The sequence below is a fragment of the Listeria monocytogenes genome (assembly GCF_041765605.1).
In the GTDB taxonomy this organism is placed as follows: domain Bacteria; phylum Bacillota; class Bacilli; order Lactobacillales; family Listeriaceae; genus Listeria; species Listeria monocytogenes_D.
In genome coordinates, this window is sequence record NZ_CP168900.1 from 2,749,287 (window position 1) to 2,774,634 (window position 25,348).

Annotated in this window: 25 protein-coding genes and 1 pseudogene; 4 read left to right on the forward strand and 22 right to left on the reverse strand. The window is 40.6% G+C overall.

Annotated elements, in window-relative coordinates:
* The 21 genes and pseudogenes from AB2Q86_RS14140 to AB2Q86_RS14240 form a co-directional block, all read right to left on the reverse strand.
* Positions 1 to 435: a PTS sugar transporter subunit IIA gene (locus AB2Q86_RS14140; protein WP_012582358.1), complete on the reverse strand. Its 435-nt coding sequence runs from the start codon at positions 433 to 435 to the stop codon at positions 1 to 3.
* Between the two features lie 193 nt (positions 436 to 628).
* Positions 629 to 2,695 (reverse strand): BglG family transcription antiterminator, encoded by a 2,067-nt coding sequence (locus AB2Q86_RS14145; protein ID WP_012582357.1) that lies wholly within the window; start codon positions 2,693 to 2,695, stop codon positions 629 to 631.
* A gap of 154 nt (positions 2,696 to 2,849) precedes the next feature.
* The gene (tuf, locus tag AB2Q86_RS14150) at positions 2,850 to 4,037 is read right to left on the reverse strand and encodes an elongation factor Tu (RefSeq protein ID WP_003739865.1); all 1,188 of its coding nucleotides are present in this window, start codon (positions 4,035 to 4,037) and stop codon (positions 2,850 to 2,852) included.
* A gap of 108 nt (positions 4,038 to 4,145) precedes the next feature.
* On the reverse strand, positions 4,146 to 6,233 hold the full coding sequence (fusA, locus tag AB2Q86_RS14155; protein WP_003724965.1) for an elongation factor G: 2,088 nt from the start codon (positions 6,231 to 6,233) through the stop codon (positions 4,146 to 4,148).
* A 65-nt stretch (positions 6,234 to 6,298) separates the two neighbouring features.
* The gene (gene rpsG / locus AB2Q86_RS14160) at positions 6,299 to 6,769 is read right to left on the reverse strand and encodes a 30S ribosomal protein S7 (protein ID WP_003722012.1); all 471 of its coding nucleotides are present in this window, start codon (positions 6,767 to 6,769) and stop codon (positions 6,299 to 6,301) included.
* Positions 6,770 to 6,799: 30 nt separating this feature from the next.
* Positions 6,800 to 7,213 carry a 30S ribosomal protein S12 gene (rpsL, locus tag AB2Q86_RS14165; protein WP_003720973.1) on the reverse strand — a complete coding sequence of 138 codons (414 nt, stop codon included), beginning with the start codon at positions 7,211 to 7,213 and terminating at the stop codon, positions 6,800 to 6,802.
* Between the two features lie 192 nt (positions 7,214 to 7,405).
* Entirely contained in the window at positions 7,406 to 8,803 is a 1,398-nt protein-coding gene (locus tag AB2Q86_RS14170; protein WP_003727683.1) for a deoxyguanosinetriphosphate triphosphohydrolase, read from the reverse strand.
* Positions 8,804 to 8,818: 15 nt separating this feature from the next.
* A complete protein-coding gene (locus tag AB2Q86_RS14175) occupies positions 8,819 to 9,298 on the reverse strand; it encodes a GNAT family N-acetyltransferase (RefSeq protein ID WP_012582356.1) in 480 nt (159 codons plus the stop codon).
* Positions 9,299 to 9,431: 133 nt separating this feature from the next.
* A complete protein-coding gene (gene rpe / locus AB2Q86_RS14180; protein WP_012582355.1) occupies positions 9,432 to 10,076 on the reverse strand; it encodes a ribulose-phosphate 3-epimerase in 645 nt (214 codons plus the stop codon).
* Positions 10,073 to 12,088, reverse strand: coding sequence for a transketolase (gene tkt, locus AB2Q86_RS14185; RefSeq protein WP_012582354.1), 2,016 nt, complete (start codon positions 12,086 to 12,088; stop codon positions 10,073 to 10,075). The genes rpe and tkt overlap by 4 nt, the downstream gene beginning before the upstream one ends.
* 33 nt (positions 12,089 to 12,121) lie before the next feature.
* The gene (locus AB2Q86_RS14190) at positions 12,122 to 12,796 is read right to left on the reverse strand and encodes a ribulose-phosphate 3-epimerase (protein WP_012582353.1); all 675 of its coding nucleotides are present in this window, start codon (positions 12,794 to 12,796) and stop codon (positions 12,122 to 12,124) included.
* A gap of 8 nt (positions 12,797 to 12,804) precedes the next feature.
* Positions 12,805 to 13,245: a ribose 5-phosphate isomerase B gene (gene rpiB / locus AB2Q86_RS14195; RefSeq protein WP_003728561.1), complete on the reverse strand. Its 441-nt coding sequence runs from the start codon at positions 13,243 to 13,245 to the stop codon at positions 12,805 to 12,807.
* A gap of 194 nt (positions 13,246 to 13,439) precedes the next feature.
* A complete protein-coding gene (locus tag AB2Q86_RS14200) occupies positions 13,440 to 14,471 on the reverse strand; it encodes a zinc-binding dehydrogenase (RefSeq protein ID WP_003727677.1) in 1,032 nt (343 codons plus the stop codon).
* 1 nt (position 14,472) lies between these two features.
* On the reverse strand, positions 14,473 to 15,525 hold the full coding sequence (locus AB2Q86_RS14205; RefSeq protein ID WP_003772891.1) for a galactitol-1-phosphate 5-dehydrogenase: 1,053 nt from the start codon (positions 15,523 to 15,525) through the stop codon (positions 14,473 to 14,475).
* Positions 15,526 to 15,561: 36 nt separating this feature from the next.
* A complete protein-coding gene (locus AB2Q86_RS14210) occupies positions 15,562 to 16,833 on the reverse strand; it encodes a PTS galactitol transporter subunit IIC (RefSeq protein WP_003722022.1) in 1,272 nt (423 codons plus the stop codon).
* A gap of 60 nt (positions 16,834 to 16,893) precedes the next feature.
* Positions 16,894 to 17,175 carry a PTS sugar transporter subunit IIB gene (locus AB2Q86_RS14215; RefSeq protein WP_003722023.1) on the reverse strand — a complete coding sequence of 94 codons (282 nt, stop codon included), beginning with the start codon at positions 17,173 to 17,175 and terminating at the stop codon, positions 16,894 to 16,896.
* A 56-nt stretch (positions 17,176 to 17,231) separates the two neighbouring features.
* On the reverse strand, positions 17,232 to 17,696 hold the full coding sequence (locus tag AB2Q86_RS14220) for a PTS sugar transporter subunit IIA (RefSeq protein WP_003724974.1): 465 nt from the start codon (positions 17,694 to 17,696) through the stop codon (positions 17,232 to 17,234).
* A gap of 33 nt (positions 17,697 to 17,729) precedes the next feature.
* Positions 17,730 to 19,799 (reverse strand): BglG family transcription antiterminator, encoded by a 2,070-nt coding sequence (locus AB2Q86_RS14225; RefSeq protein ID WP_003728564.1) that lies wholly within the window; start codon positions 19,797 to 19,799, stop codon positions 17,730 to 17,732.
* Positions 19,800 to 20,168: 369 nt separating this feature from the next.
* Positions 20,169 to 20,981, reverse strand: a complete 813-nt coding sequence (locus AB2Q86_RS14230) for a membrane protein (protein ID WP_012582352.1) — start codon at positions 20,979 to 20,981, stop codon at positions 20,169 to 20,171.
* 73 nt (positions 20,982 to 21,054) lie between these two features.
* On the reverse strand, positions 21,055 to 21,417 hold the full coding sequence (locus AB2Q86_RS14235) for an MmcQ/YjbR family DNA-binding protein (RefSeq protein WP_012582351.1): 363 nt from the start codon (positions 21,415 to 21,417) through the stop codon (positions 21,055 to 21,057).
* A 76-nt stretch (positions 21,418 to 21,493) separates the two neighbouring features.
* Positions 21,494 to 21,621: pseudogene (locus AB2Q86_RS14240) on the reverse strand (AraC family transcriptional regulator); the annotation flags it as partial.
* A 118-nt stretch (positions 21,622 to 21,739) separates the two neighbouring features.
* Here AB2Q86_RS14240 and AB2Q86_RS14245 point away from each other — a divergent pair.
* From AB2Q86_RS14245 to AB2Q86_RS14260, 4 genes are all read left to right on the forward strand, one after another.
* Entirely contained in the window at positions 21,740 to 22,210 is a 471-nt protein-coding gene (locus tag AB2Q86_RS14245; RefSeq protein ID WP_003722030.1) for a universal stress protein, read from the forward strand.
* Positions 22,211 to 22,255: 45 nt separating this feature from the next.
* Positions 22,256 to 22,711, forward strand: a complete 456-nt coding sequence (gene rpiB, locus AB2Q86_RS14250; protein ID WP_003728568.1) for a ribose 5-phosphate isomerase B — start codon at positions 22,256 to 22,258, stop codon at positions 22,709 to 22,711.
* A gap of 196 nt (positions 22,712 to 22,907) precedes the next feature.
* The gene (locus AB2Q86_RS14255) at positions 22,908 to 23,249 is read left to right on the forward strand and encodes a hypothetical protein (protein WP_012582350.1); all 342 of its coding nucleotides are present in this window, start codon (positions 22,908 to 22,910) and stop codon (positions 23,247 to 23,249) included.
* Between the two features lie 12 nt (positions 23,250 to 23,261).
* Positions 23,262 to 24,518 carry a Y-family DNA polymerase gene (locus tag AB2Q86_RS14260; protein ID WP_014589144.1) on the forward strand — a complete coding sequence of 419 codons (1,257 nt, stop codon included), beginning with the start codon at positions 23,262 to 23,264 and terminating at the stop codon, positions 24,516 to 24,518.
* Here the strand turns inward: AB2Q86_RS14260 and AB2Q86_RS14265 are convergent, their stop codons facing one another.
* A complete protein-coding gene (locus AB2Q86_RS14265; RefSeq protein ID WP_012582348.1) occupies positions 24,519 to 25,331 on the reverse strand; it encodes an alpha/beta fold hydrolase in 813 nt (270 codons plus the stop codon). It lies immediately after the preceding gene.
* Positions 25,332 to 25,348: the final 17 nt, after the last annotated feature.

Here is a 25,348-nt window from a genome sequence, read left to right on the forward strand (position 1 = left end):
TTATCCCTCCACTAATTCTCCAATTGCTTGGTAATCTTCTGAATGAATCATTTTTTCAATGTTATCGCTGTTACTAAGCAAGGAGACGATTTTTTGAATGACTTTCAAATGTGCCTCACTTGAAGTTGCTGCAAGTCCGAATACTAATCGTACGGGATCATTCGCGGCGTGTCCGAAATTCACGCCTTCTTTTAATACGACTAGTGATACTGCAGAGTTTTCCACACCGTCCGTTGGTCTTGCGTGCGGAATGGCTATTTGAGGTGCAATGACAAAGTACGCACCATTTTCATGATAAGATTCCACCATTTTTTCTACGTACTGCTCGCTCACATAACCTGCATTAACTAATAATTCTCCTGCTTGCTCGATAGCTTCGTCAGCATTCTTAGCTGATCCATGCAGATTCACAAGCTCTTTATCCAAAAAAGACATATCTCTTCATCCCTTCTAACTAATTGATAGCGCTATCAATAACTTACACTCTTATTATAGCTGTAGCGCAACTGTTTAAAAAAGCCCAATTCCTTTCTTTTCGAAAGTGCAAAAAATAGACTGTTACATTTTGTTGTTAGCGAGCATACAAAAAAGCCAGCGCGGCATCTTGGTGCCCCACTGGCTTTCTTGCTTATTGTATGGTTAACATTGCGGCAATTTCCGCTGCTGATGTCGCTTGTTCAATCTGCTCTAGCAAGTGATGTTTCATGATTAAATTAGTGAGTTGGCTCAGCGCATTAATATGTGTGTAGGAGTCAATGGAAGCGAGCACAATAATTAACTTCACTTGATCTTTCGCTTTACTTGAAAATGATACTGGCTGATTTAAGCGCAGTAAGCTCATTCCAACTCGGTATGCGCCGTCATCCACAGACGCATGGGGAAGCGCAATCCCTGGCGCAATAACGATGTATGGTCCGAGTTTCTCAATATTTTCAATCATCGCATGCTGATAATTTCTCGAGATGTAGCCTTCTTGTTGCAGCGATTTCGAGGCAACTAGGATAGCTTCACGCCAGTCCGCCACACTTTCTTTAAAAGTAATTCGTTCTTTCGGTAAAAGTTCTTCGAGTGTTGGAGATTTTTCTAGTTGGCTGTCTGATTGCACTTGGAACAATACCGACTTCAGCTTGGCCGCCAATTTTTCGCGGTCCTCCACTTTGGCATATTGATCCACCACATCAAGCACAGAAGACAACATGCGCGCATCCGAGTCTTTTTGTAAAATGTGCGGGGCAATCGCCTTCATCAGTTGTTGTTTCTGCGCCTCAGTCAAAATCGGACTCACAATGAAAACTGGTGCTTTCGGTTCCATAATCGGCAAAGTCGACACAATAAAGTCTGGCGCGTATAAACCCTTTTCAAATTCACGGATGGAAATTGGTTCTAATATCTCTACTCGTTCCCCGAGCAATTGCGATAATTGCCGTTCAATCATCCGCGACGTCCCGACACCTTTGGAGCAAACGATTAAGAGTTTTTTTCGTTCAACTAAAGTATTATTTTTGCGTGAAAGATATCCACCGAACAAGATTGTTACGTATGCTATTTCATCCTCTGGAATTGTTTCACCAAGTAAATCTTCTAGCGGTTCGAGTGATTTTTTCGTAATCTCGTACACATCACTGTAGCTTTGTTTAATGTCTGTCCTTAGCGGGTTAATCCACTCAATTTGGAATTTAAGCCGGTAGTAGGCTGGTTGCAAATGGAGCAATAAATCTTTTTTTAAATTGCGATGGTCTTCAAAATTCACGCAAGCAAGGCGCTCAAATTCGGCGATAATTTTTTCAACGATGAGATCTAGTTTTCCTTCAGCAGCCGCATCATCATTCAAACGACTCGCCCCAAGCAAAAGTTTACCTAAATAAGTGATTTCTGCATGATTCATTTTAAAATTCTCACTTTGCTGCAATTGCTGATAAATTTCCTGCGCAATCTCAAAAGATTCTACTTCATGCTCTTCCTGTTCATTTAAATAGCAATTACGCTTCATTCGTTCCTTAAAGAAGAAAATCATAATACCAATGCGCTCGAGGACCTCGTCGGTATAACGAATTCCGATTTTCTTCTCCGTTACAGCTAAAATTTCGAAAATCGTATCTAATTTGGGAAATAACTCCTGATTTTTTATCATCGGATTAATTTTCATTAAATCGAGCAACTGGTCTGCGGTTGCGATTTCTTCGTTATTCATACAATAGTGAATAAAAAATTGGCGAATACTGCGCTCATCACCGAGAACCATATTGCCATTTTTACGATCATACACAAGTTCTAAATTAAACTGTTTTAGCGCTAATTTTAATTGTTTAATGTCCTGCAAACTTGTATTACGACTGACTTCATTGCATTCATTAATCGTATCGATAATTACTCGCGCATCTGTTACGAGCAGAAAAAATAAAATACGGATGCGACGTTCACTAGCTGAAAAGACTTTGTGGCTCGCTTCCCTATTTTCAAGGATTTCTTTAATTGTTGGTTTTTCTTCTTCTAATAAATAATACCCTTGTCCACGAACCGATTGAATACCATCAAGTCCTATATTGTCTAATTCTTTATTAATTTTTTCCACATCATATTGAAGTGTTCGTTTGGAAATTCCTAATTCTTCTTGTAATTTCTCGGGTGCAAGATATACATTCGCTACAACGAGCGATTCGAGCAACGCCATATTTCGAGCATCAAATTGTACCACTTGGCCTACCTCCTTGATTTCGGTCTAGAAGGTAAAAAGATATGTCTACTTTAAGGTTATGCGAAAATGTGATATTTTTCAAGTTAATTTTTATTTCAGGCACAAAAAAACCGACAAAGCCAAATGACTTTGTCGGTTTGAATCGTATCAGATATTATTTGCTGATGTTAGAAACAACGCCAGCGCCTACTGTACGTCCGCCTTCACGGATAGAGAATTTAGTACCGTCTTCGATAGCGATTGGTGCAATTAGTTCAACTGCAAGCTCAATGTTATCACCAGGCATTACCATTTCAGTACCTTCTGGAAGTGTAACAATACCAGTTACGTCAGTAGTACGGAAATAGAATTGTGGGCGGTAGTTGTTGAAGAAAGGAGTGTGACGTCCACCTTCTTCTTTAGTTAAAACATAAGTTTCAGCTTTGAAGTTAGTGTGTGGAGTAATCGAACCTGGTTTAGCTAATACTTGACCACGTTGGATATCTTCACGAGCAACACCACGTAGAAGTGCGCCAATGTTGTCGCCAGCTTCAGCGTAGTCTAGTAATTTACGGAACATTTCTACTCCAGTTACTACTACTTTTTTGCTTTCTTCTTCAATACCGATAACTTCTACTTCGTCACCAACTTTAACTTGTCCACGTTCAACACGTCCAGTTGCAACTGTTCCACGACCAGTGATTGAGAATACATCCTCAACTGGCATCATGAATGGTTTGTCAGTATCACGTTCTGGAGTTGGAATGTAAGAATCTACAGCTTCCATTAACTCGTCAATTTTAGCTTCCCAGTCAGCTTCACCTTGAAGTGCTTTAAGAGCTGAACCTTTGATTACAGGAATGTCATCGCCAGGGAATTCATATTCAGTTAATAGATCACGAATTTCCATTTCAACTAATTCTAGTAATTCTTCATCGTCAACCATGTCACATTTGTTCATGAATACAACGATGTATGGAACACCAACTTGACGTGAAAGTAAGATATGTTCACGAGTTTGTGGCATTGGGCCATCAGCAGCAGATACTACTAAGATAGCTCCGTCCATTTGTGCAGCACCAGTGATCATGTTTTTAACGTAATCGGCATGTCCTGGGCAGTCAACGTGTGCATAGTGACGGTTGTCAGTTTGGTACTCAACGTGAGCAGTAGAGATTGTGATTCCACGTTCTCTTTCTTCTGGAGCACCATCAATTTGATCATAAGCTTGTGCATCAGCAAAGCCTTTTTTAGCAAGTACAGTTGTAATTGCAGCTGTTAAAGTAGTTTTACCATGGTCAACGTGTCCAATAGTACCAATGTTAACATGGGGTTTAGAGCGGTCAAATTTTTCTTTTGCCATTTTAAAATATCCTCCTCGATAATTCAATAATTATTTTTTACTTAGCTTAAATTTAAACTAAGTAATACTTCTAACTAAAGTTATACTTGATGTTGCGAAAAAAATCAATTAATCTTCTTTGTTGTTTCCACCATTAGCTTTAATGATTTCTTCAGCAATAGATTTAGGAACTTCTTCATAGTGGTCAAATTGCATAGTGTATACACCACGACCTTGCGTACCTGAACGAAGGTGAGTTGCATAACCAAACATGTTTGCAAGTGGTACAAATGCGCGAACAACTTGAGCGTTACCGCGAGCTTCCATACCATCTACACGACCACGACGGGAAGTAATGTTACCCATGATATCACCAAGGTATTCTTCTGGGATAACAACCTCTACAGCCATCATAGGCTCAAGGATTACAGGATCACATTTCTTAGCAGCATTACGTAATGCCATTGAAGCAGCCACTTTGAAGGCCATTTCATTGGAATCGACGTCATGGTAAGATCCGTCGTAAAGTTTTGCTTTGATGTCAATCAGTGGGTAGCCTGCAAGTACACCATTATCTAGTGCGCCTTCAAGACCTGCTTGTACAGCTGGGATGTATTCACGTGGAACAACCCCACCAACGATTGCATTTTCAAATTCAAATCCTTTACCTTCTTCGTTTGGTCCGAATTCAATCCAAACGTGACCATATTGTCCACGTCCACCGGATTGACGTACGAATTTACCTTCAACTTGAGCAGATTTACGGAATGTTTCACGATAAGAAACTTGTGGATCACCAACGTTAGCTTCAACGCGGAATTCACGTCTCATACGGTCAACAAGGATGTCAAGGTGAAGTTCACCCATACCGGAGATAAGAGTTTGGCCAGTTTCTTGGTCAGTTTCAGCACGGAAAGTTGGATCTTCTTCCGCTAGTTTCGCAAGAGCTTGCCCCATTTTATCTTGGTCAGCTTTCGATTTAGGTTCGATAGCGACTTGGATAACTGGTTCTGGGAATTCCATGGATTCTAAGATAATTTGTTCTTTTTCATCACATAAAGTGTCCCCAGTAGTTGTATCTTTAAGTCCTACGGCAGCAGCGATGTCACCAGCGTATACGATCGAAATCTCTTCACGGTGATTAGCGTGCATTTGAAGGATACGTCCAACACGTTCACGTTTACCTTTAGTCGAGTTTTGTACATATGAACCGGAATTCAAAGTACCGGAATAAACACGGAAGAAAGTTAAGCGTCCAACATAAGGGTCAGTCATAACTTTGAATGCTAGGGAAGAGAATGGTTCTGAATCATCAGCGTGACGAGCAGCTTCTTCTCCATCAGGCAATACGCCGTTAATAGCTGGAACATCTGTTGGTGCTGGAAGGTAATCAAGTACTGCATCTAACATTGGTTGAACACCTTTGTTTTTGAATGCTGTACCACAAACTACAGGATAGAACTCAACGTTAAGTGTTCCTTTACGGATACCAGCTTTAAGTTCTTCTTTTGTAATTTCTTCGCCTTCTAGGTATTTCATCATTAACTCTTCGTCAAGTTCAGCAACTGCTTCCACTAATTTACCGCGGTATTCGTCTGCTAAGTCTTTCAGATCAGCTGGAATTTCTTTAATATGAGGGTCATTTCCTAAATCATCTTCGTAATACAACGCGTTCATTTCGATTAAGTCAATGATACCTTCAAATGTATCTTCGGCCCCGATTGGGAGTTGGATTGGGTGCGCGTTGGCAGCCAAACGTTCATGCAAAGTACCTACAGAATATAGGAAGTCTGCGCCGATTTTGTCCATTTTGTTGACGAATACTACACGAGGAACCCCGTAAGTAGTAGCTTGACGCCAAACTGTTTCTGTTTGTGGTTCTACACCAGATTGTGCATCTAGAACCGCAACAGCACCATCAAGTACACGAAGCGAACGTTCAACTTCAACTGTGAAGTCTACGTGTCCTGGTGTATCGATAATGTTTACTCGGTAGCCTTTCCATTGAGCTGTTGTCGCAGCAGAAGTGATAGTAATACCACGTTCTTGCTCTTGCTCCATCCAGTCCATTTGAGAAGCACCTTCATGGGTTTCACCAATTTTGTGAATACGCCCTGTATAGAAAAGGATACGTTCAGTAGTGGTAGTTTTACCCGCATCAATGTGGGCCATGATACCAATATTACGAGTCTTTTCTAAGGAGAACTCTCTAGCCATGTTGTATTTCTCCTTCCATAAAACAATTTTTCAGGCAATACGCCTGGAATTTGTCAGTGATTTTTTTACCAACGATAGTGAGCGAACGCTCTGTTAGCATCAGCCATTTTGTGTGTATCTTCGCGTTTCTTAACAGAAGCACCAGTATTATTGGCAGCATCCATGATTTCGCGAGCAACACGTACTTCCATTGTTTTCTCTCCACGAAGGCGAGCATAATTTACTAACCAACGAAGACCAAGAGTAGAACGACGGTCAGCACGTACTTCGATAGGTACTTGATAGTTAGCACCACCTACACGGCGAGCTTTAACTTCAAGAAGAGGCATAATGTTCTTCATAGCTTGTTCAAATACTTCCATCGGATCTTTACCAGTTTCTTGTGCAATGATATCGAATGCGGAATATAGGATAGCTTGAGACTTTCCACGTTTTCCGTCAACCATCATTTTATTAATTAAACGAGTTACTAGTTTCGAATTATAAATCGGATCTGGTAACACGTCACGTTTAGCAACAGGACCTTTACGAGGCATCGGATATCCTCCTTTCATATTTTATAAGTATTATTTTTTAGGTTTTTTCGTACCGTATTTAGAACGGCTTTGTCCTCTATTTTCAACACCAGCTGTATCAAGCGCTCCACGAACGATATGATAACGTACCCCTGGTAAATCTTTTACACGTCCACCACGAATAAGAACAACACTATGTTCTTGTAAGTTGTGACCAATACCAGGAATGTAAGCTGTTACTTCAATACCATTACTCAAACGTACACGGGCATATTTACGAAGCGCCGAGTTAGGTTTTTTAGGAGTCATGGTACCAACACGAGTACATACGCCACGTTTTTGCGGAGAGTTAACGTCTGTTAGTTCTCTTTTAAAACTGTTTAGGCCCTTGTTCAAAGCAGGTGATGTAGATTTTTTAATTTTAGATTGACGAGGTTTGCGTACTAATTGGTTAATTGTAGGCATGGGATAAATTCCTCCTTCCTTGTTTAGTAGTTCCACACATCCAGGTGGTTCATTTTTTCGGTAAAATAAAATGGCTGTAAGTTCGACCTACAACGCTGTTTTATTTTCAGGCCTCTGTTTATAGTAGAGGCACCTTGAATATAGTAACACCTTGAGGTTTAGATGTCAAGGTGTTACTTGAAATTTAGTTAATTAGCTAAGACCATTCAAACGTTGATATAAATCTTTCGCGTAGCTGTCGGTCATGCCGCAAATGAAGTCTGTTACGAGAAGTAATCGCAAGTACAGTTTCATTGTTTCGCTTTCGCCTTCTGCGTTTTTGCGGTAACAGCCTAGGTAGTTGTCGGAAATCAAGGTTAGTAGGCGTTTGTCTTTGGCTGTTTGGCGTTCTGGGGTTTCGCTGTCGTAGTAGATGACAGCTGGGATGAACGTTTCGAGCAATTTGGAGATGATTTCGTTGCCGGCGATTTCGGATTCAACAATGCCTTTATCTTGGTAAATGTACGTGAATGATAGGCTTTGTAAAATTTGTACGAGTTGTTCGGCGCTTGAAGCATCAATAAGTGAGTCGTTGAATGTGCCTGCCATGATGGCGTCGTAGTTCTCGTAAAATACTTCGAGTGATCGATTGATTAATTGGCCGCGAACGTTCGATGCGAGCCATTGTTGTACGATGAAACTTTCTTCTTGCCCTTCGTAGCGCTCGCTTTTTTTCTTGAGTTCGTTGTAGCACGCGGCAGTTACTTTATTATGCTCTTCTACTTCTTCAAAACCTTTTAAGATTTGCGTGATGTTGACGATGCCTTTTTTCACGCCGTCTTCTAGATCGGCATTTAGGTACGCGATGTCGTCTGCCACTTCTAGTAAATAAGTGAGCGGATGACGGTTATCAAGCGCTTCTGTTGCTGTTGTTATTTCATTAAAAAGTGATTCATCAGCGTAAAAATAGCCTAGTTTTTTGCTTTTGATTTGTTTTTTATTTACTTTTAAGGAAGAAACTGGGTATTTGATGACCGCATTTAAAGTGGCAAATGTTAGGTTTAAGCCGTATTGGTCGAAAAGATAATGCAGTTTGGAAACTACACGAAGCACTTGCGCGTTACCTTCAAAGTAATAAAAATCTTCTTTCATTTGCGGTGTTAGGATTTCAGCTAGGCTTTTATTTTTGTAAGTGATGGTTGCTAAATTGTCGCGGAACCACTCACGGATACTTTCTTCACCAAAGTGACCGAACGGCGGATTGCCCATATCATGTAAAAGTCCTGCACAAGCAAGGATTTCCGGAATTTTATCCGCATGATCTTTTGTAAAATCTTTGTCTAAGTTTTCTTCTTGAATCGTGTGTGTAACCATGTTTCCCATTGATTTTGCGATCGTACTTACTTCCATTGAATGGGTTAGTCGTGTACGCACAAAATCGCTTTTTTCTAGTGGGAATACTTGGGTTTTATCTTGTAAGCGGCGAAATGAAGCACTCATAACGATACGCTGAAAGTCATTTTCAAAAGCGCTACGTACATCGGTATTTTTCGAACGAGTGACACCGGATTCGCGGCGGCGTTTATCATTTAATAGTTTATCCCATTTCATTTAAATCCCATCCTTTCATAGGTTGCTTAGTTTTTCCATTTCGGCTTTAGTGAGCCTATGTACGGTCCATTCTGACATTTTTTCTGCGCCAATTTTTTCGTAAAAATCCATGCCTGATTTGTTTTCATTTAGGCACCACCATTCAAATCTGCCGCAATCACGCTCTAAAGCTAGTTTGGATAAATAGCTGAAAAATTGTGTTCCAAAGCCCTTTCCGCGCATTTCTGGAATGATGTAAAGGTCTTCTAAGTACAAGCCTTTTTTGCCAAGTAATGTGGAAAAATTATGGAAAAAGAGTGCGAAACCAACTGGCTTCCCTTCATATTCAGCAATAATTACTTCGGCTGATTTTTCTTGAAAAAGGGCTTTGTGTAAGCCAGGTTCTGTTGCTACTACATCTTTTTCAATGCCTTCATGAATTGCAAGTTCGGTAATAAAACGAAGAATTAACGTCGTGTCTTGTTCTGTACCGTTTCGAAATGTTAGTTGTGTCATGTATCTCTTCCTTTTCGTTGTCGTATTAATTTAAGTATAAGCTAGTGCGCGGGATGTATCAATTAAAAAAATATCTACTATATAATATAAAAAAACTAGGCGCTTTTTTTGGGCAACCTAGTTTTTTCGTATTTTATTTTTTTAAGCCTTGAATGCAAGCTACTTTATCTGTTGCTCCAAAGAAGTACGATCCGGCAACGAGGACGTCTACGCCCGCTTGTTTGCATTTTTCTGCGGTTTCGGCATTTACGCCACCGTCGACTTCGATCACATAGCTGCCGTTATTTTCTCGGCGCCAATTATCCAGATAGCGCATATTTTTGATGGTAGAATTAATGAAAGCTTGTCCACCAAACCCTGGATTTACGGTCATTTGTAAAACTAAATCTACATCGGCTAAAACGGCATCCAGCACGCTCGCCGGAGTTCCTGGATTGAGCACAACTCCAGCTTTACAGCCCGCTGCTTTAATTTGTTGGATGACGCGGTGGATGTGCGGTGCGGCTTCGATGTGCACGGAAATAATGTGTGCACCTGCTGCTGCAAATTTTTCAATATAGTTTTCTGGGTTCGAGAGCATTAAGTGGACATCCAGTGGAATAGTTGCTGTTTTCTTAATTTGCTCAACCATATCAATTCCAAACGTTAGATTCGGCACAAAATGTCCATCCATGACATCGATATGAAGGTAGTCAGCTCCGGCATCTTCTGCTTCTTTAATGGAGTTTGCCATGTTCATATAATCAGCTGCGAGTAAAGATGGCGCTACGAATGTCATACGCGCACACCGGCTTTCGCAATCACAGCTTCGACGCGATCCGCCACATTTTCTGGTGTAAATCCATAAGCGTTAAACAAATCTTTTGCAGGGGCAGATGCGCCGAAGTGATCGATTCCTAACATATCGCCTTCTGACCCAATAAATTCTTTCCAACCGAATGTTGCTCCTGCTTCAATCGCAAATCTCGCTGTGACTTCTTTTGGTAAAATGCTTTCTTTATAAGCATCGGTTGTTTTTTCAAAGCGTTCCCAGCTGGATAAACTAACAACGGAAACGTCGATATCTTTTTTCGCAAGTTCCGCTTTCGCTTCAATTGCAAGGGACACTTCTGATCCTGTTGCGATAATGATAGCGTCTGGTTTGGAACTATTTGCTGGTGCTACGATATAAGCACCTTTATCTACACCTGCATCCACTTCTTCTTGTGCATTTTCAAGTACTGGTAAGTCTTGGCGTGATAATACAAGTGCGATTGGACCATTGGTGTTAGTTGCAGCAATTTCCCAAGCAGCGCGGGTTTCTTTGGCATCGGCTGGGCGGATAACTGTTAGGCCTGGCATAGCACGAAGCGAGGCTAGTTGTTCGATTGGTTCATGTGTCGGGCCGTCTTCACCTACAGCGATACTGTCATGCGTGAATACATAGGTTACTGGGAGTTGCATTAAAGCAGCCATCCGCATTGCTGGACGCACATAGTCTGAGAAGACGAAGAAGGTGGAGCCAAATACTCGTAAACCGCTATGAAGCGCCATTCCGTTTAACATTGCTCCCATCGCAAATTCGCGCACACCGAACCAGATATTTTTACCAGCTGGGTCTTGAATGCTGTATGCTGGGCTCGCATCAATAAATGTTTTGTTCGAGCAACCTAAGTCAGCAGATCCCCCGAAAAGTTCCGGTAATTCGGCTGCAATTGCGTTAATCATTTTTCCAGATGCAGAGCGTGTTGCAACATTTGTGCCTGCTTCAAAAGTTGGCAAATTGGCGTTCCAATCGGCAGCTACTTCTCCCGCTAACACGCGGTCTAATTGACTTGCAAGTTCTGGGAATTCTTTTTTGTAATTAGCGAGCATTGTGTTCCAAGCACCCTCTAGTTTTTCCCCGCGAGCTTTGTAATTTCTTAAGTAATCACGAACTTCAGCTGGTACTGTGAAAGGTTCTTCTGCCCATTCGTAATGCTCTTTTGCTCCAATTGCTTCTTTTTCACCGAGCGGAGCACCGTGACTTGCGGAGCTGCCTGCTTTTGTTGGCGCGCCGTAACCGATGACTGTTTTCACTTCGATTAGCGTTGGTTTCGATGTTTCTAATTTTGCTTGAACAATTTTTTCTTGAATTGCCGCTAAATTGTTGCCATCTTCTACACGTAAAACTTGCCAGCCGTATGCACGGAAACGATCTGCTGCATTTTCACTGAATGTTGCGCTTAAATCTCCATCTAAACAAATATCATTGGAATCGTACAATACGATTAATTTCCCAAGTCCTAAATGTCCTGCAAGCGAGGCTGTTTCTGATGCCACGCCCTCCATCAAGTCCCCGTCACCACAAATCGCATACGTATAATGGTCGACAATTGGATAATTTGGTTGGTTATACTCCGCCGCTAAATGAGACTCCGCAAGCGCCATTCCAGCCGCCATACCAATCCCTTGTCCAAGCGGGCCACTCGTTGCATCAACTCCTGCAGTCCATCCAAATTCAGGGTGTCCTGGTGTCAAACTATCTAATTGACGGAACTGTTTTAAGTCTTCCATTTTTACATCATAACCAAATAAATGAAGCATGCTATAAAGTAGCGCGGACCCGTGTCCTGCTGATAAAACAAAGCGATCGCGGTTAAACCATTCTGGGTTGGCTGGGTTGAATACTAAATGTTTCGCAAATAGCATATACGCCATTGGAGCTGCTCCCATTGGCATTCCTGGGTGTCCTGAGTTTGCTTTCTCAATCATATCAATGGATAACGAACGAATCGTGTCCACGGCTTGTCTATCTAATGTTTTTTTCAAAACTGTCATCTCCCTTAAATTGTTTGTGCTTTATTACACATGTTTTTCTACATCTGACCAAATGTGTACTAGTCTTTCTGCATAACTCGTTTTATCTCGGTCATGAAATAGCGCGGATGTGCCTAGTACATAAATGTCTGGTAAACAATCTCGCATCAAGCTTACTGTTTCTTTATTAATATTGCCATCCACTTCAATGAGCGGCGCATGGACTTTTCCAGCTAGTTTTGCTTTTAAATCATGCAGTTTTTGTAATACATCTGTTTGAAATTTTTGTCCCGCAAAACCCGGGTTTACAGTCATCATTAACACCATTTCGACATCATCTAAATAAGGATAAATGGCTTCGATAGGGGTTTCCGGATTTATAGCGATCGATGGTTTAACGTTGTAAGAGCGTATTTTCCGGATGACTTCTGACACGTCTTCCGCTACTTCTACATGAAAAGAAATATATTCCGGTTTCACAGGGCCAAACATGTCAATATATTTAAGTGGGGTAATAGTAGCCAAATGTATGTCTAGAGGGATTTCTGTATTGTTTCGCACTATTTCCAAATATTCTGGACCGAGCGCAAGATTATTCACATATACACCGTCCATCACATCGCAGTGTAGTAGTTCCACACCAGCGGATTCAAGGCGCCGGAGTTCTTCACCTAAATGTAGTTGGTCTGCACACATAATTGAAGCGGCTATTTTCCTCATGTTCATCCTCACTTTCTTTCGAGTTCAGTAATTTTATCCAAGCGGCGTTTATGGCGATCACCTGCAAACGATGCCTCAAGCCAAGTATCCACAAGTAAAAGTGCTAATCCTTCGCCGATGACACGTTCGCCTAGGCAGAGAACATTGCTATTGTTATGTTCACGAGTGGCACGCGCTGAAAAAGTATCCGAAACAACCGCAGCACGGATTCCATCGACTTTATTCGCAGCAATACTCATACCAATCCCAGTTCCACAGCACAAAATACCGAGTTCAGATTGCCCGCTTACTACTTGATTGGCAACCTCTTCTGCATACGATGGAAAATCGACACTTTCGTCTGTATATGTTCCAATATCAACAACTTCAATATCTTTTTCACGTAAATGTTTCACAATGGCATCTTTTAGTCTACGTCCGCCGTGGTCGCAACCAATTGTTAATTTCATTTAATTTCACCTTCATTAATAGATTTTTTTCTTTTAACGTCTTATAATGAAATGGAACCGAGAACATACGCGAATATGTTCTCGGCTCATTTCTAAGGATGACTACTGTAAAACATCTGAGCCCGAGAAGCTTTGGATTCGTTTGCACGGTTATCCTTTTTTTGATGTTTTTTCATACAGCCCATCCTCCATTATTAAGATTTCACTAATACTTTAATTTCATTTCCTGCCATAACTGCCTCGAAAGCCTCGCGCCAGTCATCCAAACCGTATACTTTAGTAATCATTTTATCCGTATTGATTTTGCCATTTGCCAGTAAGTCGAGCGCTAAAATCCAAGAAGATGGTTTTTGCGAACGGCTGCCAATATAAGCAATTTCACGTTGGATAATGGATTCTTCATCAATCGCATTTTTCTTTTCAGCAAAAAGTCCTACTTGAACAAAATCGCCTTTTTTCTTCGTTAGAGGTAATCCTTGATTTACAGCGGGTACTGCGCCGGAACAATCAAATACGCGTTCCGCTCCGTAACCATCTGTCATACCGAGCACAACTTCAGCCAAGTCTTCTTTTAAAGTATCGACAATCCTGTCCATTCCAAGTTCTTTTGCTAGACGTAAGCGGTCGCTATCTTTGGTAATTCCTGCCATAATCACCGTTGCCCCTTGCGCTTTCACAACTTGAGCTAGTAATAAACCAATTGGACCTGGTCCGAAAACAAGTACTGTGTCATCTGGACGAATCGTTGTTTTTTCAAGCGCTGAATGCACACAACATGCAAGCGGTTCTGTTAGTGCTGCCGCTTCAAGTGAAATCCGTTCATCAAGCACATGACAACTTTCCTCGCGAGATAAAACAAATTCTGCAAAACTACCATTTGCTTGCGTACCAATACCACGACGATTGCTACATAAATTGTAATCACGTTCTTTACAATAAATACATTCTCCACAAGTTTCAAAAGTTGTTTCACTTGTGACGCGGTCTCCCACTTTGATACTCGTTACATCTGGCCCAACTTCTACAACAACACCAGAAAATTCATGTCCCAGTGTAACGGGAGTTGTTGGATTTTTGTATTCACCTTTAAACGTATGGATGTCTGATCCGCAAATACCAGTAAAAGCTACTTTGATTTTTACTTTGTCGCCATAGACTTGTGGTTCTTCTACATCTCTTAGCTCCATTTGATCGTATCCGGGGTTTGTTTTTACTACTGCTTTCAAATTAATCGTCACCTTTCTGCGGCAATATCATCACTTTGTTATAATCATGCTCTCTGGAAAGAATCATATCAAAAGCTTCTTTCGTTTCCTCTAGCTTATAACGATGCGAAATTAGTGGTTTCAGCTTAATTCGACCTTGTTTCACGAATTCAATCGACGTACGCCACTCCTCACCTGGAAATGGTGCTGAGTAAGAATTCCAAAAACCTTTAAGCGTAAGTTCACGTCTAAAAATATTTTCAAAAGCTTCTTCGTGTAAAAGCACATCTGCGTAGGCGATTCCTAAGTAACCAACTTTACCTTTTTTCTTCGTTACAAGAAGGCATTGTTCTTGCGTTATTTTTGAACCAGCACACTCGAGCGCTATATCTGCCCCAAGACCATTTGTATAAGCAAAAACGCGTTCTTTTAAGTCTTCATTTTTTGGATTAATAGTGTATTTGCAACCGAATTCCCGCGCGTCTGCTAATTTTTTATCACTGATATCAACCGCGATAATATCTTTCACGCCTGCAAGAAGTAAACATTGTACAACCAAGATTCCGATTGTGCCAATTCCGAAGACAATGACCGTATCGCCAAGTCTCGGCTGAATACCAAGTACCCCGTGCATCGATACAGCAAGTGGTTCAATCATCGCACCTTCTTCAAAATCAAGGTCGCCGATAGAAATGACATTGTCGGCTTTCATGACGACATTTTCAGCAAATCCGCCGTGGAAGTGTGATCCCACCATCCGGTAGTTGTCACATAGCGCGAAGTCTCCTGCTTTACAATAATTACATTCCATACAAGGCTCGAGCGGAATCCCTGCAACACGGTCACCGATAGCTACGTTTGTTACTTCGCTACCAATTTCTGTAACTACACCTGCGAATTCATGTCCCATTACAGCAGGCAGTGGGTATTTCCAGCGAGTCTGCATTTTATGAATATCCGATCCACAGATGCCAACTGCTTTTACTTCGACACGAACTTGATCTTTCCCACAAGTCGCTTCATCAATTTGTTCTGCTTTTATTACATTATTCTCGTATAACACAGCTGCTCTCATGTTACTATCACCTCTTCTATATCATTAAGACAAAACTTAGAAAATAGCTGCCCAAGCTTGAGAGAATTTAAGAATAACCCAGTTAAAGAAGTTACCACCCATATCAAGTGTACTAACTTGTGTTGCTCCTTTAGGGAATTCGTAAACACCTTTCATCATTTCTGTATGAACAAGACCGAAGTCAGTTGCCATAAGAAGCGCTAGTGCAATAACTACAGTTCCAGCTAAAACAGAGTGAAGAATGTTACCTTTACGAGATGCTACTACGAATGATACGTAGAATGGAATAGTTGCCAAGTCACCAAAAGGAAGTACTTTGTTACCAGGAATGATAACAGCTAAGAAAAGAGTGATTGGAACAAGGATTAAACCAGTAGAAATATTCGCTGGGTGACCGATTGAAAGTGCTGCATCAAGCCCGATATAAAGTTCACGGCCTTTGAAACGAGATTTCATGAATTCACGAGCGGATTCTGAAATTGGAATTAAACCTTCCATTAAAATTTTAACCATACGAGGCATTAAGAACATTACCGCACCCATGGACATACCAAGTTGTGCAACTGCGCCAACGTCATAGCCTGCAAGAATACCGATTGCAATACCTAGAATAAGACCCATCATCATTGGTTCCCCGAAAATACCAAAACGTTTTTGAATAGTTTCTGGGTCAACATGGATGTTTTTAATACCAGGGATTTTAGCGATTAGCCAACCAACCGGAATACCGATGAAACCGAATGCTGCTGTAGAACCTGTTGGTAAGGAGATCCCTTTTAATCCGTAAAATTCTTCTACCATAGGTTGTGTTCTGTCTGCCATCCAAAGAACAGCAACTTCATAGATGATCGCACAAAGAATCGCGAACCACCAGTTACCACCAGTTACGATATAACCAGTTGCACCTGCTGCGATGAAGTGCCAGTAGTTCCAAATATCAATATCGAGTGTTTTCGTAACTTTGAAGAAAATAAGTGCTAAGTTAACTACCAAACAGATTGGAATTAAAATTGCTGCAACTGGAGAAGCCCATGAAGCCGCGGCTGCTGCTGGCCAACCTGCATCAATAATTGTTAAATTCAGTCCAAAACGCTCAACCATTTGTTGCGCTGCCGGACCTAAGTTACTAGATAGTAAACTAATAACAAGGTTAATACCTACAAACCCGATACCAATCGTAATCGCTGAACGAAGCGCTTTCTTTGCTGGTACTCGGAAAATTAATGCAATAAAGAAAATCATAATAGGCAAAATAACTGTAGGCCCCAAGTTTAAAACATACTGTACTCCTGACAGAAGTGTATCCATTTAATATTTCCTCCTTTTTTCTCTGTTTAATGATGATTTCTAAACTCCCTTGCGCAGCCTTTATTTAAGGTGCGCAAGTATTTCTTCGTCTAATTCTTCCATACCCATACCAGTGATGTAAGAAGTTGCAATAATCGCTGGGATTTTGTAAGTTGTTGGTAAAATAGTTGTTGATACGATTAAATCCGCTCCGTCTTGCATAGATGCTGCTTCTGAAATTTTAATTTGTTTTACTTCTGCATCCACGTTGTTTTCTTTTACCAAACGTTCTACTCTGTCCGTTACTACTGTTGATGTTGCAATTCCTGCTCCACAAGCTACCAAAATTTTAAATTGTCCCATGATAAATTCCTCCTAATTAATTGCTGCGATTTCCCGCGGCTAATTTTCCTGTTTTTTTAAACGGTAATAGTTTCTAAAATTTGTTTTACTTCGTCTTCATCTTTCGCTCTGAGTAATGCGGCTACATTGTCTTTATCCTGAATCGTCCCCATCAATTGCTGAAGTACCGCGAGCTGGCTGTGAGGTTCATTTAGTCCGAGTACGAAAATCAAATTCGCTTCAACCGTTTGACCAGCATCTTCCATTAATTTAAATGGAATGCCATCTTTCACAGTGATTACGGCGATAAATTGTTCCGTAACGCATTCTGGATCCGTGTGCGGTAATGCCACGCCGTATCCATCTAATTTTAGCCCCGTTGGAAAGGTTTGTTCACGGTCTGTTAGTCTTGTTAAAAAGTCATCCGTTACATACCCTTCAGACTTTCCACTTTCTGCGACCATTTGGAATAGGTCCTCTTGTTTCTCGATATCCGATTGAACCCAAACCATTCCTTTTTTCAAAAATTGTACTAAATCCATTACGAAATCCTCCTGTAATTCTTTCTGACTTCTCTACATTGTCTTTTTTGTTTCCAAGTCCGTGAAGTTTTTAATTATTTGGTGCATTTCTTCTGTGTTCGCAGCATCCGCAAGTTTTTTCAGTTCTTTTTTGTTCTCCGATAATTCCATCAATTGTAGTAAAGCTGTGAAGTGAGCATTTTTATCTATAGCTGCGATGACGACGATAAAATGTAGCTCTTTACCGCCTTCGAGTGGCAGGCCTTCTTCTAGATAAAGCAAGCTCATTCCGAGGCTATTTACTCCTTTTTCCGTTTCAGCATGAGGGATAGCTATCGTATTACGGAGAATGATGTTCATAATCGGTGCTGGATATTGCCGTTTCATTTCTTCCACGTAGGCTGGCTCCACCACTCCCGCTGAAAGTAACGGTAAAGCTGCATGATAAATTGCTTCATGCCAATCTTTCACTGATTTCTTACGTGTGATTCGCGTTACTTCAAGCAAATCCGCGAGTGAGCTTTTGCCTTCGTGTTTGGATGTGTTTTCTTCTGGAACTGGCATTAAATAGTCTGCTAGCACTTTTTCAAGACGGGCAGCATCTTTAATATCAGCAAATTTGGAAATTGTTTTCATTAATTGATCGACGCTGATATTCACCTCATCCACTAAGTAAACCGACCGCATCACCCGGCGTCTAAGCTCGAGGCGCTCTTTCCCATCCATCAATTGGTTGATAAGGAAAAATTTCTTGTCGGTCGAAAGTGGCACTGCGGAAAATACAATGTCATAACCTAACTTTGTTTGTTCAAATTCTCGAATCGACATCGCTTGATAGAAAAATATTTCCGGGAAAAGGCTTCGTAATGTTTTTTCCATCAATCTCGAAATCGACAATCCGTTCGGACAAACCACAACTGCTTTTAGTCTCGTTTGTAATTTCTCTGTGGATTCGATTAAATGCCCTCCAATGAAAAGGGTAATAAATATACTTTCATTTTCAGGAACTTTGCTACCAATAAAACGTTCTAATGGTGCTAACGACTCTTTCACGATGTAATGCACGGCTTGGAATTCTTGATCAATCTTGTCTAAAATGCTGTAATCTGTTGTAAGATGATACTTAATCCGATAATACGCAGGTTTAATGTGTGCAAATAATTTTTCAAGTAACGATTCTTTGTCTACTAGTTGAATACAAGCCTTTTTCTCAAATTCGCTTAGAACTTGTTCCAGTGCCAGCCTTAACTTGTGCGTTTCCTCCGATTTCAAATATTGTTTCGGAAGTACATTGGAAGTTAAAAGTTGTAATGTGATGTACATTCGCTCTGCTTCTGGCATATTCGGCTCTTCTTCAATAAAAATCTCTGCTGCTCCGTATTCCCGAGTATCTGACAATTCATTGTAGTCAATCAGGAAAGATGTCGTAATTGTTTGCCCCTTCTTCATCCGCCGAAAAACAGCTTCTAAAATGTAAGGCAGTATTTGCATTTTATTGTCAATAAAATGCAAATTCAGGTGATGCTCAACTTGTTCCAATTTTTCCCGAAGCTCTTTAATTCTCGCTTCGTCCACTTGCATGAAATCCTGTAAATACTCTTCGCCGCCAAAACTTTCTATGATGTGTTCTGCCGCATAAATGAGTGCCGTCCGCTGGTTCCACTCGTCTCCGTCAATTAAATAGCCACGCATCCGCGAATATTTAACTTCGAGGTTGAATTTCTCAAGTGTCTTTTGTACCAGCTTCAAGTCTCGTAATACGGTGTTCTTGCTCACCTCCAGCTCGCTTATAAAGTGATTAAGGGATAACTCTTCACTTCCTGTTGTTAACATGAGGATGATTAGACTAGCGCGTTCCTTTTCTGACGGGATGTACCAATCTGTTTTTTCGCCATCTTCCTCACCAATGATTTGAAACAGGTCAGGTTCTACGATAAATCGACCATTTGCGGCACGATGAATCTTCGGGTAAGTCTGTTCTTCTAGCCAATTATTAATTTTTTGGAAACTATAGTCGACTTGTCTTCGAGTTAAACCGAATTTTGCTTGTAAGTTTGTACTCGATGTGTCAGGATGTCGTAAGAGTTCTTTTAAAAGTGAATTACTTCTCTCATCCAAATACATGTCGTTCCCTCCTGTTCGTTTTAATTATAAATCTAAATCTAATAAAAATGTACACGCTTTCATCCCAATAACTTGCGGAAAGAATGTACATCATTGGGCTTTACTTGTGACTTTTTTAACAATCCTATTATTTGTAAAAGTACGAAAGTTGTTTGTAAAGCTTGATATATAGCGAGATTATGAAACTTCTTGAAGGCAGGTAAAATCTACTTTGAAACAAAAATGAGAATGAAGTAAAGGAGTTTTGCGGGGCGTTGTTTCTTCTTAATCATACAAAAGATGTGCGGTTCTTTCTATACGTTTTGTAAAAAATAACGCAAAAAAAGGCGCAAATGATAAAAAATACCATTCGCGCCATAATCAGTTTCTCTATTTTCTTTTCTGTTTATCGACTCTGAGTATACTTTTGTTGAAATTCTTAAATGGAGCCGCGCGTTTCACTTTCATTTTCGGGAACGATTTTAACATTCGTCGTTCATTAAATTTAAGTTTGCGCATGCTAGCAGCAAGTTCTTTGTCTTGCTTACGTTTTGCTTCTATTTCAGCAATTTTCATATCGACATTTTCTTGTTTCTTCAAAAGTCCTTCTTCAAATTCTTTCGCCCGTTCTTTTACGCTTGCTTTTAGTTCATTTGCTTGGGCAGTTAGTTTTTCATTAAATTCGGCAAGTGCTTTTTGGAATGATAGCATACTTGTGACAGATTTAATCGTATCAATAAGCATCAGAACCACGATGAGCGCAGGAATAACCCAGCCACCCCAGCCTAAAATCCAATCCGCAAATTCGGTGACAAGTGGGTGCAAGAAGCGTACAACGATAATACAAGCAAATCCCCAAAAAATCGAAATCGGCAAGCAAATTCGACCTTTTACATTGAGTGGCCAGTTGTGATAATCCCACCATGTTGTATGGAATAATGCTTCTAAAATCGTTGCGGTAACATATTCAATCACCGTACAAATAATCATCGAAAAAATAAATAAGGCCCATAAGTTATTTTGAAACGGTAAAATCATCATTAAAACTGTCGTTACCCCAAACCCGTAAATGGGACAATATGGCCCATAAAGAAAACCACGATACACTAACTTCTTCTCTGAAATCGAGCAAAAAACTTCCTCCCAAGCCCATCCAAGAACAGAATAAATAAAGAAGTATAGGATAAACATATTAATATCCATCTTTTCATCTCCTTTTTGTTTTCTTTTTCACAATCAATTTCATTATAACAGAAATAAGAACTTCTTAACTAAATTAGTCAAAAAGTTCCGCTTGTTTATATTTTGGCAACTTATTCTTCGCTTCTGAGTATGCATGCTGGATTAATGCGCGAATCAAGTCTTTATCTCGTTCTTCTTTCAATAAAACAGAAATCCAAACTCGTTTATTCATGTAATAACCGGGAACGATGGCTGGATTTTCTGCGCGAAGTTGCTCACTTTTTTCGGCATCGCACTTCAAGGTTAAAATGGGCTGTCCTTCTTTATTCGTTCCACGCATTGCCATTAGCTGATCCAAAACATGATAGCGCTCCGCTCCCCATTCTTCTTTAAAAGAATACTGGACTCCTTTAAGACCACTGATTTCCTCCCGTATCCAAGCAAATTCATTAATCATTGTAAGCCCCTCCATATTGTTATTTTAACAAAGCATATTCGTTTTTCATTGTATATATGCGACATTTTGTTGCATTACATAAATCAGGAACTACTAAATTATTTCCCGGGAAATTTCTATCATCTGCACACTCGGTAGATATTCTTTATAGCCTGCACGCTTTGGTCTAGCTACAATGGGATAAAACGTTTCTAGCTTAGCCATAAAGAAACCTCCTTTTCCTCATAGTACCACAAAATTTTCTCTTTAATCATGCTTCTTTCTTTTATTTATGGGTATTAAGTAAATAATAAGGGGAAAACTTTTGAGAGGGTGATACAAAATGTCTGCTTACAAACGGATTCTTGTTGGTGTTGATGGATCAAACGAAGCCGAAGCCGCGCTAAGACGTGCTGTTCAATTTGCCAAAATGGATGGTGCCACACTTGGTATTGGCTTTGTCGCTGATGTTCGCCGGATTGCACCGTTAATCGATTATGAACAAACCTATGCAAAAAAAGCCAAAGCATACGGAGAAGAATTAGTTGAGATGTACAAAAAAGAAGCCGAAAAAGCTGGCGTAGCGCATGTTGAAACTTTTGTTCACTTTGGTACGCCAAAAACTACCTTCAATAAAAAAATAACGCGAAATTTTGAACCCGATTTAATTTTAGTTGGAGCAACTGGACTTTCGGCAACAGAGCAATTTATTCTTGGTAGTGTTTCTGAATATACGGCCGCCCATGCACCTTGCGACGTTATTATTGTTCACGCAAAACCTTGGCGCAACAGAAAGACTGTCGAAAAACTCTAATTCATGTATAATGAAGGTATTGATTATACGGCAGGAGGAGAAAAAATGACAGTTAGTAAAGTTGCCATTGCTTCAGACCATGGCGGAATTGAATTACGAAAAAGTATTATTTCTTATCTTGAAAGTGTTGGAATTAGTTACGAAGAATTTGGCCCCGAAGCACCAGAATCAGTGGATTACCCGGGACTAGCGATTACAGTTAGTGAAAAAGTTGTTAACCAAGAAGTCGACCGCGGCATTTTAGTTTGTGGTACAGGTATTGGTATGAGTATCGCAGCTAATAAAGTAAAAGGCATTCGTTGCGCACTTGTTGGTGATACATTTAGCGCTCACGCAACGCGCGAACATAATGATACAAATGTCCTTGCGCTTGGAGCGAGAGTCATAGGTCCGGGGCTAGCAGAAGACATTGTCAAAATTTGGTTAGAAACAGCGTATGAAGGTGGCCGACACGCAAATCGTGTAGGACAAATCACCGCTTACGAAGATAGCCACGCTTAAAAAAATTATAACGACCAAGTCTACTTTATAGGCTTGGTCGTTTTTTATGTTCCTTTTATTAATCTTTCACAAATAGTAATTTGTTCCCGTTCTTATAGCACAAATGAGAACATTTACGCATTGCAAACAAGAACATTTGTTCGTATAATGTATGTAAGCAATAGCTAAACATTTGAAATATTGGAGGTGTCATCATATGAGCTATCAAGATCGCGGCATGAAGAAATGGGGCGGTTTTTTATTAAGCGAACATACCGAGGCGATGCAAAACGCCGAACCAAATTTAGTATGGAAAGAAGCTATGACTACAGAATTTATCGAGAGCGTATTAGCTAGCGCGATGACACATCAGTCTACGCTTGTTATCCAGAAAAAGCCGCTAAATCCAGAAGCCTCTCCCGAAAACGACATTATCGGCCGTATTTCCGGAGTGGAAAATAATACCATTTATATAAAAAATTCTGAAGGTATTATCCCGCTTTCCTTCTCTGCAATTCGCAATGTAGAAGAAAGGAGTGTCGACAAATGGTACAAGTAGAAGATTACAGCCGTGCACCGCGCCGTGATATTTTGTGCATCGATATTAAATCGTTTTTTCGCCTCGGTTGAGTGTGTCAAACGTCGGCTGAATCCACTTGAAGCATATTTAGTAGTAATGAGTAACGCCGACCGGGCTGGCGGACTTGTTTTGGCTGCCACTCCAAAAATGAAACAAGAACATCACATCAAAACTGGCTCAAGAATGTACGAACTCCCGACTTGGGATAAGCGCATTATTATCGCACCCCCGCGAATGAAACTTTATTTAAAAGTAAATGCGATGATTCAAGCCATTTTCAGACGTTATGTTCCCGCTGAGTTTATTCACGTTTATAGTATTGATGAATGTTTTTTAGATATCACTGGATCGCACTTGTTATTCGGTAGCACGGAAGAAATTGTTCGCAAAATCCAGCGTGATATTTTAGAAGAATTGCGGCTATACGTTACAGTTGGAATCGGCGACAACCCCCTTCTTGCCAAACTCGCGCTCGATAACGTTGCTAAAAATCGCGACGATGGAATAGCTGAATGGCGCTACGAAGACGTTCCAGAGACAATTTGGAAGATTAGGCATTTGGATGATGTCTGCGGAATTGGGCGTCGGACTGCTGTTCGCCTGCAAAAAATGGGGATTTTTAATATGTATCAACTAAGCCAAACGCCGCCACAAGTACTGAAAAACGCAATGGGTGTAGTTGGCGAACAACTTTACTATCATGCTCACGGCATCGATTATAGCCTTTTAAATGAAAAATATGTACCAGTTAGTAAAAGCTACGGAAAAAGCCAAATCCTTGAAAAAGACTATCATGTGCCGACCGAAGTAGAGATTGTCATCCGCGAAATGGTCGAGGAAGTAGCAATGCGTTTGCGCCAAAACCATGTGGATACTGCTGTTATTCATCTAAGTATTGGCTACAGTAAATACAGCATAAAAAAAGGATTCAGCCATCAAGCTAAAATCCCTCCTACTAGTAGTAGTCATGCGCTTATTCCTTATTTCCTGCAACTGTTTAGACGTTATGATGAACGAGAACCCGTACGCTCCATTGCGATTTCATGCGGTAAGATTACTTTGAAAACAGGGTTGCAGCTCAATTTATTTGAGGATGCTACCACAACTTTAAATCATGAGCAATTAGAAATAACGGTCGACAAAATCCGTTCGCGTTATGGGTTTAAATCCCTCATGCACGCAAGCAGTTTATTAAATGGAGCGACTGGCTTAAAACGGTCTGAAATGGTTGGCGGTCATAAAGGGTAATCATTCTGGATTTACACGGAATAAGAAATCTTGCACCATAGTCGTAAAGATTTTCGGTTGTTCGATTTGCAAATTATGACCTGCAAAATCAAGAATAGCAATCGATGCATGTGGATATTTTTCAAGCAATGTAATCCCGTCTGCGTATCCCACGTGATCATCTTGACGACCAAATAAGAATAATGCCGGCACATCGAATTGCGCTTTTTCGTCTGGATCAAAGCTCAGCGCATAGTTCGCAGATAATCGGTCTAAAAATTCTCCATCTGCATTAATTATTCCCGCCATCACTTCCGCCAAGAAACGATTCCAGTTTCTTGCTGTTAAAATGACGCCGCTTTTTGAAAAGTACGCTCGGTCTTCTTTGGATAGCGACCGTACAAACGTATCATCTTGGTACATGACTTTTTGTTCGGGTAGCGTTCTTCTTTCCTTTTCAGGATAAATGACTGGGCAAATAAGTAAGACACCCAGCACTCTATCTGGCATTTTCGCTGCGATTCCGCGGGCTAAATAACCACCATATGATTCTCCGGCGAGTACAAATTGCTCGCCCGGAATTACCGCTTCAATAAATTCTAGTAAAAGTGTGAGCACATGGTCAGCGTTTTGAATCGAGTCGTAATTCTCGGTTTTTCCCATTCCAGGCAAATCCACATAAATGCGTGAAAATGGACTTTCCTTATCAAAGACTGGCTCCATGCAACCAATCATCAGCTGCGAATCAGGACCAAAGCCATGAATCATTATTATCGGTATTCCTTCACCATATTTTTCATAATAAACGTCTACGCTACGGATTGTTTTATGCATATTAATTCCTCCTGGCG